At 41.3% G+C, this 20,323-nt stretch carries 14 protein-coding genes and 1 pseudogene; 5 read left to right on the top strand and 10 right to left on the bottom strand.

Going from position 1 to position 20,323, the window contains the following annotated elements:
* Window positions 1-232: 232 nt before the first annotated feature.
* The 5 genes and pseudogenes from H6G79_RS00650 to H6G79_RS00630 all read right to left on the bottom strand — a co-directional run.
* A pseudogene (locus H6G79_RS00650) lies at window positions 233-583 on the bottom strand (hypothetical protein); the annotation flags it as partial.
* 317 nt (window positions 584-900) lie between these two features.
* A complete protein-coding gene (locus H6G79_RS00645; RefSeq protein ID WP_190587923.1) occupies window positions 901-1,146 on the bottom strand; it encodes a hypothetical protein in 246 nt (81 codons plus the stop codon).
* Window positions 1,147-1,148: 2 nt separating this feature from the next.
* Window positions 1,149-2,027 carry a hypothetical protein gene (locus H6G79_RS00640; RefSeq protein ID WP_190587922.1) on the bottom strand — a complete coding sequence of 293 codons (879 nt, stop codon included), beginning with the start codon at window positions 2,025-2,027 and terminating at the stop codon, window positions 1,149-1,151.
* 162 nt (window positions 2,028-2,189) lie between these two features.
* On the bottom strand, window positions 2,190-2,966 hold the full coding sequence (locus H6G79_RS00635; RefSeq protein ID WP_190588307.1) for an RNA polymerase sigma factor SigF: 777 nt from the start codon (window positions 2,964-2,966) through the stop codon (window positions 2,190-2,192).
* Between the two features lie 688 nt (window positions 2,967-3,654).
* Window positions 3,655-4,488: a photosystem II manganese-stabilizing polypeptide gene (locus H6G79_RS00630; protein ID WP_190587921.1), complete on the bottom strand. Its 834-nt coding sequence runs from the start codon at window positions 4,486-4,488 to the stop codon at window positions 3,655-3,657.
* Between the two features lie 846 nt (window positions 4,489-5,334).
* Here H6G79_RS00630 and H6G79_RS00625 point away from each other — a divergent pair.
* On the top strand, window positions 5,335-5,649 hold the full coding sequence (locus H6G79_RS00625) for a hypothetical protein (protein WP_190587920.1): 315 nt from the start codon (window positions 5,335-5,337) through the stop codon (window positions 5,647-5,649).
* A gap of 26 nt (window positions 5,650-5,675) precedes the next feature.
* Here the strand turns inward: H6G79_RS00625 and H6G79_RS00620 are convergent, their stop codons facing one another.
* Both H6G79_RS00620 and H6G79_RS00615 read right to left on the bottom strand, forming a co-directional pair.
* Window positions 5,676-10,700 (bottom strand): hypothetical protein, encoded by a 5,025-nt coding sequence (locus tag H6G79_RS00620; protein WP_190587919.1) that lies wholly within the window; start codon window positions 10,698-10,700, stop codon window positions 5,676-5,678.
* A 116-nt stretch (window positions 10,701-10,816) separates the two neighbouring features.
* The gene (locus H6G79_RS00615; RefSeq protein WP_190587918.1) at window positions 10,817-12,148 is read right to left on the bottom strand and encodes a P-loop NTPase fold protein; all 1,332 of its coding nucleotides are present in this window, start codon (window positions 12,146-12,148) and stop codon (window positions 10,817-10,819) included.
* 995 nt (window positions 12,149-13,143) lie between these two features.
* Here H6G79_RS00615 and H6G79_RS00610 point away from each other — a divergent pair.
* The 4 genes from H6G79_RS00610 (at window position 13,144) to H6G79_RS00595 (ending at window position 16,476) form a co-directional block, all read left to right on the top strand.
* Window positions 13,144-13,986 (top strand): cell division protein FtsQ/DivIB, encoded by an 843-nt coding sequence (locus H6G79_RS00610; RefSeq protein WP_190587917.1) that lies wholly within the window; start codon window positions 13,144-13,146, stop codon window positions 13,984-13,986.
* A gap of 269 nt (window positions 13,987-14,255) precedes the next feature.
* The gene (locus tag H6G79_RS36505) at window positions 14,256-14,813 is read left to right on the top strand and encodes a hypothetical protein (protein WP_190587916.1); all 558 of its coding nucleotides are present in this window, start codon (window positions 14,256-14,258) and stop codon (window positions 14,811-14,813) included.
* Between the two features lie 57 nt (window positions 14,814-14,870).
* Window positions 14,871-16,157 carry a cell division protein FtsZ gene (ftsZ, locus tag H6G79_RS00600; protein WP_190587915.1) on the top strand — a complete coding sequence of 429 codons (1,287 nt, stop codon included), beginning with the start codon at window positions 14,871-14,873 and terminating at the stop codon, window positions 16,155-16,157.
* A gap of 133 nt (window positions 16,158-16,290) precedes the next feature.
* Window positions 16,291-16,476: a hypothetical protein gene (locus tag H6G79_RS00595; protein WP_190587914.1), complete on the top strand. Its 186-nt coding sequence runs from the start codon at window positions 16,291-16,293 to the stop codon at window positions 16,474-16,476.
* A 70-nt stretch (window positions 16,477-16,546) separates the two neighbouring features.
* On the opposite strand, the gene gshB is transcribed toward H6G79_RS00595, so the two are convergent.
* The 3 genes from gshB to H6G79_RS36300 all read right to left on the bottom strand — a co-directional run bounded on the left by gshB (window position 16,547) and on the right by H6G79_RS36300 (window position 20,296).
* A complete protein-coding gene (gene gshB, locus H6G79_RS00590) occupies window positions 16,547-17,521 on the bottom strand; it encodes a glutathione synthase (protein WP_190587913.1) in 975 nt (324 codons plus the stop codon).
* Window positions 17,522-17,640: 119 nt separating this feature from the next.
* Window positions 17,641-17,913, bottom strand: a complete 273-nt coding sequence (gene grxC, locus H6G79_RS00585) for a glutaredoxin 3 (protein WP_190587912.1) — start codon at window positions 17,911-17,913, stop codon at window positions 17,641-17,643.
* A 412-nt stretch (window positions 17,914-18,325) separates the two neighbouring features.
* Window positions 18,326-20,296 (bottom strand): XDD4 family exosortase-dependent surface protein, encoded by a 1,971-nt coding sequence (locus H6G79_RS36300; RefSeq protein ID WP_199331335.1) that lies wholly within the window; start codon window positions 20,294-20,296, stop codon window positions 18,326-18,328.
* Window positions 20,297-20,323: the final 27 nt, after the last annotated feature.

The following is a 20,323-nucleotide window of genomic DNA, read 5'->3' as shown; positions in this document are numbered from 1 at the left end:
CCGTTGTGGTAATAGTATTGTCACTGGCAATTGAGGCAATTTCCGCCGAAAGTTCGTTAGTCACTAAGTCGCTATCTGTCTTCACCTCTGTAGTTGGAGAAATTGACTGACTGCCAGCACTGATATCAACCTGATGAATATTAGGAGCATCCGGCAAAGAAATTATGAAAAAGTCAAGAGAATTTGGCTCTAAATTCCCACCACCAGATAATTTATCGACTTCAACTTCTGCCTGTTGAGACAAGACTTGTAGATAAACACTTTGTTGCCAAGATTTACCAAAAATATCTGACATCAAATCGCCAGAACAGCGTAATTCCCATAGTCCTGGCTTCAGCAGCGTAAAGGGAATCACCGCCATTAAACCTTCGGAATTAGTGCGCCGCGATAACTTTTGAATCCGTCGTTTTGGGGGAACTTCATGAGTTGTAGAGTGAGTTACCCGTACTTCCACATCTGTATTTGGCAGGTTAGAACGAGCTAAAACTCTGTACCGACCCTCTAAAATTTGTAGATTTGGCGATTCTAAAGTGTGCCAAGAGCGATCGCCCTGTTTCTGGATGAGAAATTGCCAGTGTTCCATTTTGAGTGATGCCCAGACCGAAGAGCAGCTGAGTAATATTTTGCATTATTTTGCTTGCAAGTTTACCTCAGCAATTTATAATTGCATCACTTAATATCATGTTTTGAGCCAAACACTAACATTTTTTTATCAATTGGCACATATCACAACAGATCAAACGCCAATAGTCAGCAAGAAACCAGATAGTATCCAAATAATTAAACAGGGTCAAGACAAACACTACCCAATCACTACAAACTTGATCGGATAGATTGACTTCACCCAGCTAATTAAAAATTTATTGATATAATTTGAGCAATTTACGGAAATTTCAGTCGTCAAACTCCATAAAGGCTGTGATAGTAAGCCAAAATTTGCTGCACACGTTGTCGGCTTGCAGGACGAGAGTTAGGCGACCAAGATATCCATAAACCATCAATTTGACTTTGGTTGTAATCAAATTGTTGAGATGACTGGGGAATTAAACCCGCCTCAACTCCTTCAACTTGACGTAAATGAGCAGCTATCTCTCGATAGACAGCTAGAGGTAAACCAGTAAATTCAAATTTTTCCTGAGTATCCATCCTTAAGATGCTCCAACAGCAGTTAGATTTTGGGTTGGTAGAGTTGATGAAATTGCATTGCCATTAGCAGCCGATGTGACTGATGGCGTTGAGTTAGTCGGGGCTTCTCCTACCATTCTGGCAACTTCAATACCGTATTGTTCCAGAATCACGATCGGATTTGAACCCTGATTCATTTCAATGCGTTTAATCAACAAACCATTTGCTAATCGCTGTCCCGCTTGTACATAGCGGCTAGAAGGCTCATTGGGAATTTTAATAATAGCTTGGGGTTCTCTACCAATCAAAACTACACCAGTCACCACCACTGATTTAGCCAAATCTGGTTGGGGTGTAGAGGGTAATACAGAACTAAAAGGGTTGCTAGGAACAACCTGCGGCAAAACCTTGGGCAGAATGGTGGTAGTTCCCGCCAATGCAATAGGAGTTTTTTTAGTACTAGCAGTACTGATTGGCACTTTGCGATTTTTGACAATAGCTACCGATAAAGGAGGTAAGCGAGGAATTTGCTTGACGTTAGGATTTTTGCCAACTTCAGCACTAGTTGGGGTAACAAGCTGGGCAAATGGATCTGGCCTTCCCTTAGTTACCAAATCTATCCGGGTTTTACCATCAGTGGGTTGAATTAATGTAGGAGAGGTAAAAGCAACGTTAGTGACCTTTTTTGTGGACACCACAGGGTTATTAAACGGTTGAGCCGCCGTGGCTGGTGGTGTTTTAGCAGGTGGCGCTGCGGCCGGGGCTGCGGCGGGTGGTGCTGGTGTTCCTGGAGCCGTTGGAGCCGGCGCAGGAGTACTAGCTTGTGGTGTGCTTTCTGATGCACATCCAGCGATCGCCAAAGTTAGAATAGTTGCAATTGCAATTTTTGATTTTCTGCCCATTGGCTGTTCTCAAAAGCTATAGAAAATTTGTTTGTGGAAATTAACTAAGCCTGTATTTATTTCAGGCAAAGTATTTCACCTTTATAACCTAAATTATTAAATTTTAAGGGCTGGTTTCTACATAATTAAACCAGTACAAATACGGTTTTATTTTGCTGATGTTCAATCATCTGCTGTACACATCAGATGTTTCAATAAATCCAACCCTTTTTTTACTCTCCGAGAAACCGTCACAACACTAATGCCCAAGTGTTCTGCTACTTGTTTTTGTGTCAAATCCTGCAAAAAGACACATTCTAAAACTTCTCTAGTACACTGTTCGAGTTGAAACAATGCTTGTTGTAAACGCAGTTGGTCTTCTTGCGCCAGTTGAAAGCTGCGGTAATGAGGATCAGGAACTAATTCTCCTAGACTAGTAGCACCTTCTTCGGAGTCTTGAACTGGCACATCTAAGCTGAGAGGAGCGCGATTAATCCACGCTAATTTGATTTCTTGCCACTCACTGAGAGTAATTTCCAATGCTGCTGCTAATTCAGCATCTGTGGGTTGGCGATTATATTTTTCTCGTAAAGAACGAGACACCCCAATTGCTTGTTGTTGTATTGCTAAATAGCGTCTGGGAATCCTGACGGTCACGCCTTTATCCCGCAGGTAGTGTTGAATTTCACCACGAATATAGGGAATGGCAAAGGAACTAAAAGCGTGACCTTTAGAAATATCAAATCTTTCAATAGCTCGAATTAAACCTAAACAACCAACCTGGAGTAAGTCATCATAACTTTCACGACATTGATTAATCCAGTAATGAGCTTCTTTTCTTACCAGTCCAAAATTTAGTTTTACCAGTTGGTTGCGAATATGTTCTGAGCGAGATTGCTTATATTCTCTCAACAACTGCCAAACTTCATGCTTCAGTTCGTTGGTGGCTGTGGTAGGCATAGCACCGGATTTATTTAGCAAATAAACAGTAGGGTAAGTGCGTTTAAACAAGCCAAGATTACAAAATTTCACAGCAAGTAACAGGCTATATGCACATGTAAAGGCTTTTGTCGTCATATAGCACTGCTACTACTATGAAATTTTGAACAATCAAGCAATATTTAAATCGGCAAAATTGTTTTTTAGTTATTTAGAATTGGTTATTATCTGTAGCCAATCAAAAACTACATAGCAACAAAATATAAAATAATTTACTTAATTTCAAACCGAGATTGTACTTAATTTGTTTACCTGGGTATGAAGTTTGTTTGTGATTATTTTTTTACCTGAATAAAAGGTAATTTTTCAGTATGCTTACGGTATCTCACAAAAGAATTAATACAATTTTTACAAATATTCAATAGACCTGAATTTAAGGTAGGGAATTGGGAGTAGTGAGTGGGGAGTAGTGGCGTGTTTATGTATCCAAAACCATTACACCCCTATACCCTTACCCCCATACACCCATCTCAACGCATAATATTTAAGTTCTGAACAGCAATAAAAAAAGGGCGAAAAGCCCTTTAGTTGTGAAATATGTGGACATTTAGGTCAATTTAGCTCAAAATCCACCTGTCCATTTTCTAAAGACTGATTTGAAGCCTAATGGCTTTAAATTTTGATCTTAAATGCCAGCAATGTGCTGAGTTTAAGAACGAGTAGATTCTACTCTGGCATAGAATAAACCGCGAATCTTCACTTCCTTGGGTTCACCGGCTCCTAAGTCAGTATCAGATGGTTGTTCACTCTCAAAAGTACCTGCAATTTCACCGCTAGAACTGTCTATTTTAGCTACTTGCAGAGAAATCTTGCCTTTGAGAATATCAGCACGCTTCACATTTGCACGGGTGAGTTCTTCGTCATCTGCTTGAGCAGGAAGAGCCACAGCATTATCATAGCCAGTCACAATACCGCGACCTTTGGGGTCTAGGAAGGCAGCACCACGGTAAGAAGGCACTTTAAATTCGCCTTCAAAATCTGTAGAAGTATTGATGCTGGTCAAACTAGGTTGTGTTTGAGCTACTAGGTTTTTAATGGTGAAGAGGAAAGGTACTCGCTCACCACCAGGAAGTTGAACTGTAATCGCTTGGAAGTCTAGACCATCTTCTTCAACAAAAGTCAAGCTACCATCTGAGTTGAACTTCAGTGGCCCTTGTACTTGGTCAATGGTAGAAGTGTATCTGGTTAACAATTTGCCAGTTACAAATTCAGCTATTTGGCGTTTATTAGCTGGTTCTTCTTTGACAAAGAAATTAGTAGGTTCCAAGCACAGTTCTTTAATGGCGTAAGACTGGCTACTGTCAAGGGGAATAGAGCCACGGCTGGTTTCTGCCAATTGAGGACATTTGTTAGCCAAGCCTGTTCCACGAATTTGTTCGTAGGTGAGTACTTCTCTAACACTAGCCTCTGGAGCATCACTGCAAGCAGTTAATAGCCCCAGGCATAAAGCCAAGAATGCAACAATTAAAGCGCGATACCTCATGGTCAACCTCAATGTCAAAAATTAATATCTAAGTTGTAAAACTGCACGAAGTTTTGATCTCTGACGAAAAGCAGTCCTCACTGACAGCAAGCTGTTCCCGAAAGTTAGGCTTTGCTGCATCAATGACGCTTTTAACGTCGCTCCGACCTCTCACCTTGCAACTGCTATAGGCATTTGCAGGGTTTTTTGAAGTCGTTCTGTATTATGTATGTATTGCCACTACATACAGCCCATTGCTTTATAGGGAAATCAGCCAGATCATACGATTTTTTTTAACTCAAAATCAAAGCACTCTAGTTTAAAGTAGGAAGTCTTTGATCCTATCTAGCTTCCTGAGAGGCTGTAATCAAAGCCACCACTCTCTTTTGCTGAGAATTGCTATGTTCTGCAATTTGTGTTGAGTGAGCAAAATTAGTTTAGGACTGAGGCCACAAGATTGTTTGTTGAAGTAGGACTGACAAAAATCAAGGGTTTGGGAAGGGTGTAGGGGTGTATGTATCCAAAACCATTACACCCCCATACCCTTTCACTCCTACACCCAATCTCTACAGACTATTTTTGTGCGTAATACCAATTTGAAAAAAGAATGCGACAAATGGATGACTCAAAAGCTTACCGATCAACCCTTACCCAATCCAAAATCTAAAATCTAAAATCCAAAATGGTATAAGTCCTGACTGGGTGTAAGGAGTTCAGCTAAAAATAATTCAACAGCCACTCCTAGAAGCTTGCACAAGCCCTATCTTTCTGACTGTGAGGATTATGTATAGGTAAGAGGCGATCGCGCCTGAAAGCTGACAATCTTCGGTAAATTTGAGTAGACCTAATTTTGACAGAGAGAGTTGCATGAGCAACAAAAGTTTTGAATCAATAGATTTTGTCGAGCAACTAGAGAAGATTGCCACAGCTGTACATGATGTAGCGAGAGATTGCCAAGGAAATCCATTGGCGCTGTTGACCTTGCTGCGGCAGTTGGAGTATTTACATCGCTCAATTCGGGATGGTGCTTTTCAGGATAGCCTACCCGATAATCGCCAGCAACTTTACTCACTCCTGAAAGATATTGAGTCTGAGGGTGGCTGGCCTTACATTGAAAGAATGAGATTGCATACGTTTTTAGTAAATTTGCAACCAGAGGTGATAGCAGAAAACGGCGATTAAAAAGCTTGAGGCGCGATCGCACTGACTTACCTCAAGGGAAATTTTGATTGACTGCGATTAATTCCATCACACAACAAGCGATCGCCCCCCTCGACATTGTAGTTGTGGTTGAGGTAATTCTCGGCCCAGTTACAACCATGCAGCAGTAAGTCTTCCAAATGTAAGTTCCACAAAATAATTGTGTTGTCATCACTTGCCGATGCTAATGTCTGTCCATCAGGGCTAAAACTCACGCTCAGAACTGGGGCGCGATGGCCAGTCAAGGTTTTAATTAACTTGCCATCTCGACTCCACAATTTGACTGTACTATCCCAACTAGCAGCAGCCAATAATTCACCATTCGGGCTGAATGTCACGGAATTCACACTATCGCTATACCCCTTTAACAGTGTTTTTAACAAAGTGCCATCGCGTCGCCATAATCTGACGGTGTTATCCCAACTAGCAGAAGCGATTAATTGGTCAGTAGGGCTGAAGCTGACACCCAATACCCAACTGTCATGGGGCGAAAATGTTTTGATCAAGGTGCCATCACGCCGCCAGAGTTTGACGGTTTGATCATCACTAGCGGAGGCCAGCAACTGACTATCAGGACTAAAGTTAACGGCATTAACCCAACCTTGGTGGCCCACTAAAGTTGTGATTAATTGACCATCACGACTCCAAAGTTTAATGGTTTTATCTTTACTCGCGGATGCTAATAACTGGCCATCAGGGCTAAAACTCACACCCATGACGCTATCTGTATGTCCTTGTAAGGTTTTGAGTAAAGTACCATCGCGCCGCCAGAGTTTAACTGTTTTGTCATAACTACCGGATGCGATTAATTCACCGAAGGGATCAAAACTCACACTAGGAACTTTCTCTGTATGCCCAACTAAGGTTTTGTAAAGTCTGGTGGTGGCTTCGCCATTGATAATTTCTCTTTGCCAGAGTTTGACCGTGCGATCGCGGCTACCAGAAGCCAACATCTGCCCATCAGGACTCCAAGCCACACTCAAAACTCGATCTTGATGCCCCCGCAAAATTGGTAACGAGGGGGCATTTAAACTCCAGAGTTTGACACTCTTGTCATAACTTCCTGATGCCAAGATTTTGTTATCTGGGCTAAAAGCCACACTGGCCACTGCATCACTATGACCTTTAAAAGTTTTAATTAATGCACCTGTACTACTCCACAGATTAACCGTATTGTCATCACTTCCTGACGCTAACTTTTGTCCATCAATGCTGAAGCTCAAGCTCCAAATTGTACTGGTGTGCTGTTCTAAATTTTTATAAGCTTGAAAGTCAAAGTTATTGTCGCTATTTTGCTGGCGCTGCCACAATTTAATGATTTTGTCTCTACCTGCTGATGCAATCATTTGCCCATCTGGGCTGAACGCCACAACGGTTACACCATTTTGATGACCAGACAGTGTTTTTACGAGTGTGCCATCACGCCGCCAAATTTTGACAGTGCGATCGTCACTCGCAGAGGCAATTAATTGACCATCAGGACTAAAGCTGACCCAATTCACCCAGCCTTGATGCCCTTTGAGGACTTTAACTAAGGTACCGTCCTTGCTCCAGAGTTTGACTGTAGCATCTCGATTACCTGTGGCTAATAACTCGCCATCAGGGCTATAAGTTACGCAATAAATCCAATCGCGGTCTATTAGGGTTTTGGCTGGTTGTAAGTCAAATTCACCAGTTACGGGGTTTTTCTGCCAGATTTGCACGGTTTTATCAAGGCTGGAAGATGCCAGACTTTGCCCATCTGGACTAAAACTCACACTGGTAACTGACTCAGTATGCCCTTTGAGGGTTTGTAGTAAAGTGCCATCAGATCGCCAAAGTTTGACAGTTTGATCCCGACTACCCGATGCCAAGAATTTACCATCAGAACTAAAGGCGACACCCCAAACAATATCAGTGTGTCCTTCCAAACGATTTAATTCAGAAACGCCATAAACTGCCTGTTGTAAAGCAGTTACTACACGCATTCGAGTTTCTGGTAATACTTCGTTGGCTTGTTTTAGCTTTCTCCAGGCGCGTAACCCTTCTAGGAGGGCATCAAATTCTTTATTGGAGGCGAATAAAGCTTCACTTGTGGCTGCGATCGCGCTAATTTTCAAATTAGTTTCGCTACGTTCTGCCCGAATTGTTTGACGAATGGCGGCGCGTTTTTGCAAGTCAGCTTGCCACCACAAAGCAGCTATGGTTCCGCCCATGACTGCCAAAATCACACCTGCTATGCGTGCTTCCCGCAACCGCCGTTGCAAAATCAAATTCAGATGTTCTTGGGAAAGCTTTTGGGCGACTTCGGCGCGTTTTTTTTCAGATTTGACTTTTTCCAGTTCCGCAACTATGCCGTAGCTATTGCGTTGACGAATTGGTTCGACTAAATAATCATGGACTAATTGATAGCGATCGCCCAACTCTTCACGTAAGCGCAAAATCAACCCTGAGCCTACCAAAATTTCCAGAATTAGCTCCCAATTTGATGGGGTTCCTGATGTGGGATAAATATGTGAGCTTAACGCAATGGCTAAATCAGATTTAGTCTTGAGAGGACGAAAACCTTTTTCATCAGTGAGTTCAAATAATAATTGCCAACTCAATTCTTCATTTTCTTGCCCACAATCTTTAATTACTTCCTCCAGCCAACGCTCTACTAACTTTGCCGAACCACCACAAATTTTGTATTGTTCTAGTGTGGTAATATTTTCTGCTTGTAACTGCACTCCCACAATTTGCAGTTCAATTGGATTGACTTCTTTGGCTTCCCCAGCTAAATCTTGGACTAGTTGATGAATTAATTCATCACTCATTTCATAGTGAGAGCGTTTGATAAAACTATAAATAATGCCTGTCGTATTTTCTATAGAAAATCTTCCTAGATAATAACGAATGTCTTTATCTAAAATATTTTTATTAATTACGCCTAAATCATATAAATTATCTGTACTCTCCTTGCCTAGACGTTCAAACTCTAATAAATAATGCAAATAATCTTCACGCAAGGAAATAATTATTTTGACATAGGGAATATTTAAACAAGCACTAAAAAAATTATAAAACTCTAATCTTTGGTCAGCATTACTAGTAAAGAAAAATTCTTCAAACTGGTCAAAAATAATCACAATAATATGATTACCTTCAGTTGCTAGACGTAACTTTTCTAGTAAGATAGTTGAGTTGAATTCCACCGCAATTGGTAATTCTGATTGTGCTAAGGCTTGATTTATGCTTCGTCCTAAAGCTGTTACCCAATCTGTGTATCCAGATAAAACAATAGGTAAAGGAATCCTTTCACCAATCACTCTTGCCTTTAAAGCCGGAACTAAACCTGCTTTAATTGTTGAACTTTTACCAACTCCTGACTGTCCATGTATAATAGTCAATTTATGGTCAGCACGGGTAATTCTTTCAATTAACCGATTAACATCTTGCAGCCGTCCTGAAGCCGCAATTTCTTGAGCAATATCTTCAGGAATAAAGGGAATTGTTTGGGTATCTAAAACCGGGTTAATTCGATAACGTTTGGGCTGTAACTGACTTGCGCCAATAAATACACGAAAGCCATATTGATGTTCTATGTGAATTTTTTCTTGCTTGAGATTGAAGGCTTCGGCATAATCATGACGCTCAAAAAAGTATAGCGATCGCAATTCCTCTAAAATTTCTAAATACAGCGATGGTTCATACTGTAATTCACAAACAACCCTCGCCCATTCTAAATGACTAATAGCTTCTTCCCACTGCCCTAAATGTCTCTGCGTCCGCGCTAATAATAAAAGATACCAACTTTCTTGTTGACGAGAAACTTCTGTAGCTAATTCTGCAATTGAAAGGGCTGTACTGGCTAATTCATGAGCCATTACCCAATTATGGCGCGATGCTGCTACTTCTGTTAAAAAACCATAACTTTGGGCAACTTTAGCGGTATTACCATAGGTTTCATGCAGTCGTAAAGCTTTTTGGGCTAATACTTCTAATTCGTCCCAATATTTGAGACGTTGTAGCATTTCACAAGCAGGGATAATAAATTTTGCTACTAAGTCTTGCCTTTGTAATTTTTCTAATAAATCTAAACATTTTTGAAACCAGGAAAGAGCATGTTGACAATAGTTACTATTTGTAATTTGATGTAAGTCAGCCATCCGGCGATAACACAAACCAAGATGAAATAAAACTATCGCCTGCCGAATGCGATAAGCGGAGTTACATTCATTCTTGTCATCAATACCCTCTACTTTCGGAACAGCTTCATTCTCTCTTTTTCCATCTCTCTGCCATAAACTTAAGCTTCTTTGATAATGACCTAATGCACTATTAATTTGGTCATTAGCGTATTTATCTCGACCTAAGACAAATTCTAAACTAGCTTCTAAACCAGGCTCTAACTGCACATTATACAGACGTAATAAATCATTTCTAGCTGCATCAATTTCATGACGATGTTGCGACTTTGGGGCTAAATTCAAATCAGCATTAGACAGAAATTTCTCTGCACCTACTTCTAAAAATTTAGCAAATAGCGATTCTGTCTCTTGACGGATTAAAGCAATTAAATCTTCCTTGGCTAATTCAAACTTAATCGTGGTAGCAGCCCAACTTTTAAAATCAGGTGCAAGCTTAGTGAGCATTGTTGCTACTTCATCTTGTAGCCACAACACTACAGGAAAAGGAAAAGTAGCTGTATAAATATCTCTAGCTTGATTCAGACTTGTTAATAAATCTTCCAGCACCAGAATTGATTCTAGACCAAAAACCATGACTGCCGATGGTAAAGCATCAGTCATGACAGCAGGATTATCTAGAGATAATTTACTGATGATTGTTGTATGTAAGGCTTTAGTTGCTGGTTGTAAATAAATTTCTTTTAAATTGATATCTTTTGTCAGAGAGCGAATGCTTTCTAGCATTTGCTCTCTTAAATGGCTGTAATTACATCGCACTAAAATCAGAGCAAATTGCCCTTTAGAAAGTTTGATTGAGCGAACTAATCTTTGTAGAGAATGTTGATTCTGATTCACGCTCTCTATTGTGAATGGGGATTTTTTCATATCTCAAAACTGGAATACAGCCTCAACAGAAGAAATTGCTCATTATAAATTAGTCATTAGTCAAATTCACCTAGACTAATGACTGATACTAATAATTATTTGCTTGCTCAGTTTTATTACCTTTTTTGCTGCCAAGCCAAGACTTTTTCGGTTTCTGCTAATGCTGGGCTAATCCCAAACCAACGACCCACAGGATCGCGGTATTCAAATAAATACATGCTTCGCAGCAAACTTTGATATTCAGACTCACCTTTAACGCTTTGCTGTTGCACTACTTCAAACAATAGTTCCCACTGATATTCATCAATGGCTAATAGCAAATCATCACGGTAATCTTTAATGACTGCTTCTAAACATTGTGCCGAAAAAGGCGGGTCTTGTCGTTGCAAGCAGCTATATAGCAAGCCTAATAAGTTACGGATATGTCCGCCACTCACGCGACATAAACGGTCAAGGGTTTCAGGATGTTCAAATAATTCTGTGATTAATGAAAGTCTTTCATTATAAGAAACTTCTGGAAATGCTCTAGCTAAGACTAACTGACGCAGTAGCAACATCCCCGGTTCGTAATCACTACCATCTCTTTGTTTAACTCTCACCATTGGTAAGACTTTTGGTGAAATACCTCCACCCAAGCGGTTTTTGAGTGTTTCATACTCATTCGAGAAAATTAACGCTAGGGGAATGGTGTAGACGACGTGACATTTGAGTCGGCGTAATTGTTCACCCCGGTCGATAAAGAGATATTCTGGTTGTGTCCGCCCAGATGCTAAGGGACGCATATCAACTCGATCTAAATTATCAACAATGACAACTAGACCTTTTTGACCACGGAGTTTTAGTTGTTCAACGGCTTTTTCTAAAACTTCTTCGTTAATTGCTTGCAAAATGCTGTTAGTACGTGGTTCTAAATATTGTCGGAGTTGATTTCGCGCTTGGGCGCTATCTTTGGTTTTAGCGGTAATTTTGGCAATCCCCAGAGATAATTCGGCTTCTCCAGAAAGTTCTATGGGGCTTTGTAAAAAATCTCCGATTTCTTTGAAGAGGTTGATGAAGTAGTGTGGTTGGACTTTGATTTTAATTGCTTCTAAACTGGCGCTGACTTGACGAGCTACACTCAGTAAAATATCGCTGACATCAATATCAGCCATATCTAGGTCTTGACTGGACTCAAAGTAAACTACGTGGAATCCCACTGCTTCTAGTTCGGCTTTGAGGCGTTGTAATTCTGTAGACTTGCCGCAACCAATATGACCTGTAAATAACTGACAGGTAGGTTCATCGGGAGAAATACGGCTGATAGTCCGTTGCAATTCTTCCACAATCTTGCAGCCACGGACATCAGCGAAATCTATATAGTACTGCTGATCACTGCGAACGCTCATATTGAGCGCATAGCTAGGGTTACATGCTTTATAAAAGCGTGACAAATAATCTGTATTGATCATTTAGATGTAGATGCAGTTGGAGATACGGTGTTGTTTGTCTGTTTATATACAAAGTATTCCTAGTCAATGATAGTTATTTTGTTAACTCACTTCTGGGCTGTGAATTATGGGTGGATAGCAGTTTGTAATTTTTTGCTACCAGTAACTATCAGAACAAGACTAGAGCCACTATTGTCCCTGATACTTACAGTATATCCATCTTTTATTTGTATTATGTGTAGCTTTTGACAATCTTTAAGCTTCTAATCAACTGAATATCTGGTTATAAAGGAAGTCAATAATTTTACTAAAAAGCAAGAATTTACAAGTCGTTTTATTGCTAAATGATTACGTAATTATGCGTAGTCGGATTTGGATGCAGCCCCACAGTTTAATGCTTGTCACATTTTTGATGTTGAATATGGGGCATAACTCAGATCGCGCTTCTTGTTTAATGATGGGCGATGTTTACAAATCAAATAAGATTGCTATAATGTCGGACTCAAGATTGTGTTGTGTCGCTTGAGTTAGATGTAGATCACAAGCAGGACTGACGCACAAAAATTAGCTGTGGAGATTGGGTGTCAGGGTGAAAGGGTTTGGGGTGTAAGGATTTTAAATAAGTACACCCCCATACCCCTGAACCCTTGCCAAAACTCTTGATTTTTCGTTTTGATGCGGTAAGTCCTACACAAGATTGCTTTGGCCACAAAACATCTGTATCTACAAAGTTAGCTAGATTTTTTGACACTGAGTGCGATCTGCATCACATAACAGCATAACTACTGCAAAGCAGTTATATATTTTGCATACACAGAATAATATTTTTGTCAATAATTATTCTCTAGTCAAGTTTATGGCGATCGCAGTGACGGTAATTCACTAAAATCAACTTAACTCAACGGCAACTCCGCACTGCAAAATAGAATAGGCAAAATTTCTCATAGCTAATCCCGATGCTCAAGGGGTTGATAAATTTAGCCAAAAATTGAGAATGTCATCAATAAGAGGTGAGAATGGCAGGTATTGTATCCGTTTCTCAAACAGATTTGTCCCAGCGCCGCAAAAAACTACGTCGCCAGCGACAAATGAAAGTTATCCAAGCTATTTGGCGAACTTTGGCTATTAGTGGTTTAGCTGGTGGGTTGCTTTGGGTAGCCCTACAACCTGTCTGGGTACTGCGTGATCCCAAACAAATTGTGATCAAAACTGGAAATCAAGTCCTCCCAGAAACAGCAATTAAGTCAATGTTAAAGCTGTCTTATCCGCAATCTTTATGGAAAGTTGAACCTGGAGCGATCGCAGATTCTTTGAAAAAACAATCAACTATTGCTCAAGCTACTGTGACTCGTCGTCTGTTGCCACCGGGATTAATCATCGAAATCCAAGAACGAGTACCTGTAGCTGTAGCCCAAAGACCTACACCAAATAATCAACCGAAAAACAAACAGTCATCTACTGGCTTACTAGATGCTAATGGTGTTTGGATACCGTTAGAAAAATATACATTGGTAAATCCTAAGTTGAAGTTGCCCAGCCTGAAAGTGATTGGCACACCAGAACAATACCAACAGTCTTGGAGTCAACTGTATCCTTTGCTAAGTCAAAGTTCCGTGAAAATTATGGAAGTTAATTTTCAAGATTTGGCAAATTTAATCCTGAAAACTGAAATTGGTAATGTACATTTGGGTACTCCTAGTTCTCTATTGCCAGCACAAATCAAGATACTGTCGCAACTGCGAAATTTACCAGCCAAAATTAATCCTAGTCAAATAGAGTATATTGATCTCAAAAATCCTGATTCGCCCATAGTACACATGATCCAAAAAACTCCAAAGGCTGACTCTCAAATCCCTTAGCAAATCATCTATATTAACTTTTGTGTATCAATTCCTCTCAGTAAATTAAGAAATTTGATGCTAATAGATAAATATATAAGTTTATTGATAATTTTGCATATTTTGACAACACACTCAAAATATTAGGATGAAATTTTCATGCGGTGTGACAGGAGGCTTAATTTGCAAGTCTCCTTTGTCGCTATCAGTCTATAGTTCCCTGGCACTGTCAAATCTAGTGATAGGTAGATATAAGATAAATTTCAGATTTGAGGTTGTAATTATCGCCAATGGTGAAATCTATCAACTATATTATTAAAGCAGATAAGACGCGCTACCTTGTGTCTTTTGCAATTATGTTATTTGCACAATTATATAAGCTGAGTGTGCTTTTTAAGCTCATTGAGCTTGTATTTGACAATGTAAAACTAGTCAAGACTACATATGATAGAAGTAAAAGTAATCATAGTTTTGAGTATTATTTGATATTAAGAAATCATAAAAATTACTCATTAAACTCAAGAAAAGCGAAATTTACCGCCCAAAAAAACATTACAGGTAGTTGTAAAATTAATGACCAACTTAAATCGTCACCAAAAATCATGGGAGGGCATTCAGTATGCAAAATGTATACTGTGCCAATTTGGCAACATAGTAGGAAAGCTATTAATAGCTTGTTGAATTTAGACAGATCAACTTTAGGTAAATGTAGGTATACTTCTCTAGAATTAGTTGGGCGATCGCTGGCTTTAATCGCCGACTTACAGATTGACAAGCTTGTTAAAGTTGCCAATCATAATCAAAATACAAGAGCAGTACCTATAGATTTTGGCAGTGTCAAACTATAGTTGATTCTGCGGTGAGTAGCACCCGGAAAAGTCGTTTATCTACCTTTCACAAATCCAATGACGCTTGATAATAACCAAGGGCTTACCTATAAAAACTCCCAATCTGTGGGACAGCCAGGATTTTCACTGGCAGTAAACTCAAATAATCCCTTTAATCATTCTGGGCTGAACTTTGCTCAAGGCCCAGACAGTAAAAAAATATCTTTAGAAAATAGCCGCATTGGCGAGATTGTTCCCGGTAGAGTTGCCAACATCAAAGTCATTGGCGTTGGTGGTGGTGGTGGTAATGCCGTTAATCGGATGATTGAGTCTGATGTAAGTGGTGTGGAGTTTTGGTCAATTAATACTGATGCTCAAGCTTTGACTTTAGCTGGAGCGCCCAGTCGCTTGCAAATTGGGCAGAAGTTAACCAGAGGCTTGGGTGCTGGGGGAAATCCAGCCATCGGTCAAAAAGCGGCGGAAGAATCACGCGATGAAATTGCCACAGCTTTAGAGGGTGCTGATTTAGTATTCATCACGGCTGGGATGGGTGGTGGAACCGGAACAGGTGCTGCGCCAATTGTGGCAGAAGTAGCCAAAGAAATGGGTGCTTTGACAGTTGGTGTGGTCACACGGCCATTTGTGTTTGAAGGTCGCCGCCGCACTAGCCAAGCCGAACAAGGTATTGAAGGACTGAAAAGTCGGGTAGATACACTGATTATCATCCCCAACAATAAATTATTAGAAGTAATTCCCGAACAGACACCTGTACAAGAAGCCTTTCGCTATGCAGATGATGTGTTGCGTCAAGGGGTACAAGGGATCTCTGATATTATTACCATCCCTGGGTTAGTCAACGTTGACTTTGCAGATGTGCGAGCGGTGATGGCTGATGCGGGATCAGCATTGATGGGAATTGGAATTAGTTCGGGAAAATCACGCGCTAGGGAAGCTGCGATCGCCGCAATTTCTTCTCCGTTGCTAGAATCTTCTATTGAAGGTGCTAGAGGAGTAGTCTTTAACATCACTGGTGGCAGTGACTTAACCTTACATGAAGTGAACGCAGCCGCAGAAACAATTTATGAGGTAGTTGATCCCAACGCCAATATTATTTTTGGAGCAGTAATTGATGACCGTTTACAAGGAGAAGTCAGAATTACTGTGATTGCGACAGGGTTCACTGGTGAAGGCCAAGCAGCACCACCACAAAACGCCAGCAACCCCCGCGTTGCACCGCCACCCAAAAAATCAACCACACAATCGCCAACAGCTAATCCATCAACACCAGTTGTGGAACCGAAAGAAAAATCAGGTTTAGACATTCCTGAATTTCTGCAAAGACGGCGTACACCACCACGTAATTGAAGGATCTTGGATTCGAGATATGAGATCAAGTTTGCAGTCTCAGATAGCACTGAGTACTGTATAAAACTTGTTAATGACTAAATTGCATCAGGAACAGAAATTATTCTGTTGCTATTTTTGATTTGGCGAATTGGTGAAAACACTCGTCCACACTATTTACAGAATAAATTTATTTGGGCAAAAGCCTGCTGGCTTTGATGTCCTAGTTTTGTATTTAGAAAAAATTTTGAGTAGATTAACGATTGATTTTCAGGTAATTGGCACCTGTCTCAAAAGCTCTCAGCCTTACTTGACAGGTGCGATCGCTCAAATTATTTGATTGATTCTAGAGTGACTTAACAGTAGATAACCAAGGCTGACCGGGAATATTCAAAACAATTGCAATTATTTTATTTTTTAGCTTGTAGACGCTGTTCCACCCATTGAATTACCTGATGCCCTAAACGAGTACCACTTAGTCTGTCAATTTCCCGCACTCCTGTGGGGCTGGTGACGTTGACTTCTGTGAGGTAGCCACCAATTACATCAATCCCGACAAAAATTAACCCATCTTGACGTAATTTATCAGCTAATCGAGTACAAATTTCATGTTCTCTGGGGGTAATTTCTGTTTCCGCAACTGTACCACCAGCAGCCATATTGTTGCGAAAATCACTACCACTAGAAAGCCGATTTAAAGCACCAATCGGTTCACCATGCAGTAAGATAATGCGCTTATCTCCATCCTTAGCTTCTGGGAGATAAGTCTGCACCATCACTGGTAGTTTGCCTTGATGGGTGCTAAGTTCCACAATGGAGTTAAAGTTGCGATCGCCTGCTTGTAAAAATAAAATCCCTTCCCCAGCTTTGTTCCCCAGTGGTTTGAGAACCGTTGCTCCCTTAGCTTCGACAAATTGCCGAATCAACTGCTTATCTGCACTGACAATGGTTTCTGGAATCACTTCTTTAAATTGGAGGGCATACATTTTTTCGTTTGCCCTCCTGATCCCATCGGGGTTATTAATCACCAAAGTTTTATTTTGGTCAACATAATCAAGAATGTAAGTAGCAAAGAGGTAAGAGTCATTAACTGGTGGATCTGTCCGCATAAATACGGCATCCATTGTTTCTAAAGAAATCAAGGAGCGTTCTTGCAAGCGATACCAAGGATTAGCTGCTACCCAACGTCCTTCTACCAAATCTATTGGTACTAGTTCCACTTGTTGCAGAATTGCCCAAGCTTTACCGTCTACCACACTCAGCCAGTTTACCTGAGTTATCCAGACTTCATGTCCTAAAATCTGTGCTGCTTCCATCAGTGCAACACTGGTATCATGACAAGGATCAAGCAGATGGATGGGATCAATAATAAAAGCCAGTTTCACGCTGTTTGCCTCAATCGCCAGGAAATTTTAAGTTACTCAATTTAGAGTAACTCCTGATGATTTAACTGAGTCACAAACCTGAGCAGCAGAAAAGAGTAAAATTTATATCCCCGCTCATTTTATACATTGGTTTCAACGGCTAATAACTCATCCAACTTACCTTGACGGTCGAGGGCGTGGATATCATCACAACCACCAACGTGGCGATCGTTAATAAAAATTTGTGGTAAAGAACGTTTGCCATTTGCTCTTTGAGCCATTTTATCCCGTGCTTCTTCATCGCCATCGATACTGTATTCGATAAAGTCAACACCCTTACTAGTCAGCAAATGTTTGGCACGGATGCAAAACGGGCAAGTCCTCCAAGTGTAAATTTCTACATTAGCAGCCATAATGTCCTCTATTTTGTTCTATACTTCTCAATTCTAAAACCTTGTTATCTGTGTCGCCAAAAATCAATCTGTACAACTCTAGTACAGGTTGGCCTAAATCAACAGATCACAACTCAGCTACTTCGGCTCCTTTCGACTTCTCCTGACGGAGACGCTGCGCGAACGCTCAAGGCAAGTCGCTCAGTAAAAGTACGCTCAGTGACCATAAGGAATTGCTAAAAGGCTTGTGGTATCACTATTCTTTCTTTTTAATTTTGACTTTTGCCTTGTTGAACTAGGATGTTTGCATCTAAAAAATTTGGTGGCTTGTACCATCCAGAAATTATTGGTCAAAAAAATTGGGCGAGAAGTTTTTTGTTACTTCTCAACCCATATATAGCTAAAGATGAAAGCTTAAAAGTATTGCCGAAGCTTACACATCATTTTTCTTGTTAACTTTCTTCAGTTTGAATGTACAGAGACCAAATAAGCCTAACGCAGCTAATGTACTAGGTTCAGGTACCTTCTTAGGCTGAGGCTGAGAAGCCGGCGGTTGATAGTAAGTTGTGGGAGATGGAGATGGTGCTGGCGCTGGTGCTGGCGCTGGTGCTGGTACGGGTGCTGGCGCGGGTGCTGGTACGGGTGCTGGCGCGGGTGCTGGTACTGGCGCTGGTGCTGGTGCAGGTACTGGTACGGGTGCTGGTGCTGGTGCAGGTACTGGCGCGGGTGCTGGTGCGGGTACTGGCGCGGGTGCTGGTGCAGGTGCTGGTACGGGTGCTGGCGCGGGTGCTGGTACGGGTGCTGGCGCGGGTGCTGGTACTGGCGCGGGTGCTGGTGCAGGTGCTGGCGCGGGTGCAGGTGCTGGCGTTGGTGTTGTGGCTATCGATTTATTTACAAAAGCTTCACTTCCACCATCAATAAAGGCTTGAACGTGGAATCCTACACGTAAGGTACTATCTTTGAAGCTGTTAATGATGTCGTCAAATGTAACGTTACTGTCTAAATCAAACAGTACACTCACAAATTCATTAGGATTTACACCCATCTGTGAAACTGGTTGATTAGCCTCAACGGAAAAATCTGAGTTAAACCGACCTCCTGGAGCATTATTACTTCCTGGGAGATTGCCTATTTTATTAGGTATTACGAAGTCTACACCACTACCACTATCAGTTATTGATGCAATATTTTTTAGCAGTTGTTTGGCTTCGTCAAAATAAATTTGAGTTATGGAAGAGGCTTGTTGTCCAAAATTACTGAACGTAAATAAAACCTGATCTGACTTACTGCCTTTAGTAACATCTAAAAATAGTTGACTTTCACCTGTTGCGGCGTTAACAGCACTATTTCCAGTGATATTTTGAAATCCAAAGCGCACTGTAGATGAAGGCGCTGGTGTTGGCGCTGGTGCTGGTGCAGGTACTGGTGCTGGTGCTGGTGCTGGTGCTGGTGCAGGTGCTGGTGCAGGTACAGGCGCTGGTGCTGGTGCAGGCGCTGGTGCTGGTGCAGGTACTGGTGCAGGTGCTGGTGCAGGTACTGGTGCAGGCGCTGGTGCAGGCGCTGGTGCTGGTGCAGGCGCTGGTGCTGGTGCAGGCGCTGGTGCAGGTGCAGGCGCTGGTGCTGGTACTGGAGCAGGCGCTGGTGCTGGAGCAGGCACTGGTGCTGGAGCAGGCACTGGTGCTGGTACTGGAGCAGGCGCTGGTGCTGGTGCTGGGGTCGCACTAACTAAAGTGCCAGCAAAGCTAGGTTCGTTTAAAGCTGTCCCGAATTGGAAGCGAATGTTGCCAATCTTGGTGACATCAAAAGCACTAGGTAGACCAGATAAGACAAAGGTGGCATAGTCTTTAACAAAAGTCCCATTTTTCACTGCTGGGTTTGGATCGTCATAACCACTAATGATGCCGTAATTAAATTGCTGCCCGCCACCACCTTGAAAAATATTTAATCCAGCAGTACCTATACCGTAGTTTTGGGTTATTCCCGGTAAGTCTGATGTTCCGTTACCAGTATTTGGCAATTTCCATTCATTAAGATTACCCAGTAAGTTAATATTACTTGTGGTTGTAGAGCCAGAAATTACTGTTGGAGCAGTAGCTGAAGATAAAGACAAGTTTGTTAGCGCAGATCCGCCATATTCCCAAAACACAGCAGTCAAGACATCAGAAGGTGCTGTAGCACCTGGCCCTGTGTTTTTTAGGGTAACTGTTAGTTTTCCTGGATTTAGGCTGTCATCAAAGATGACTGATGCTCCCAGAGCGTTAGTCGTTCCATTCGATACTGGGTTGGTTCCTGTTCCTGAAAAACTTACAGATGCTGCATTTGCTTGCGATATTGGCCCAGACATAACTATGGCCAACGATGATAAACCACAGGTTATATAACCTATTACTTTTTTTGAACTCATTTGAGTCACTTCTTTAAAACTCCTTTT

This window comes from Anabaena sp. FACHB-83 (assembly GCF_014697485.1).
In the GTDB taxonomy this organism is placed as follows: domain Bacteria; phylum Cyanobacteriota; class Cyanobacteriia; order Cyanobacteriales; family Nostocaceae; genus Nostoc_B.
This window is presented reverse-complemented; position numbering and strand designations above follow the sequence as displayed.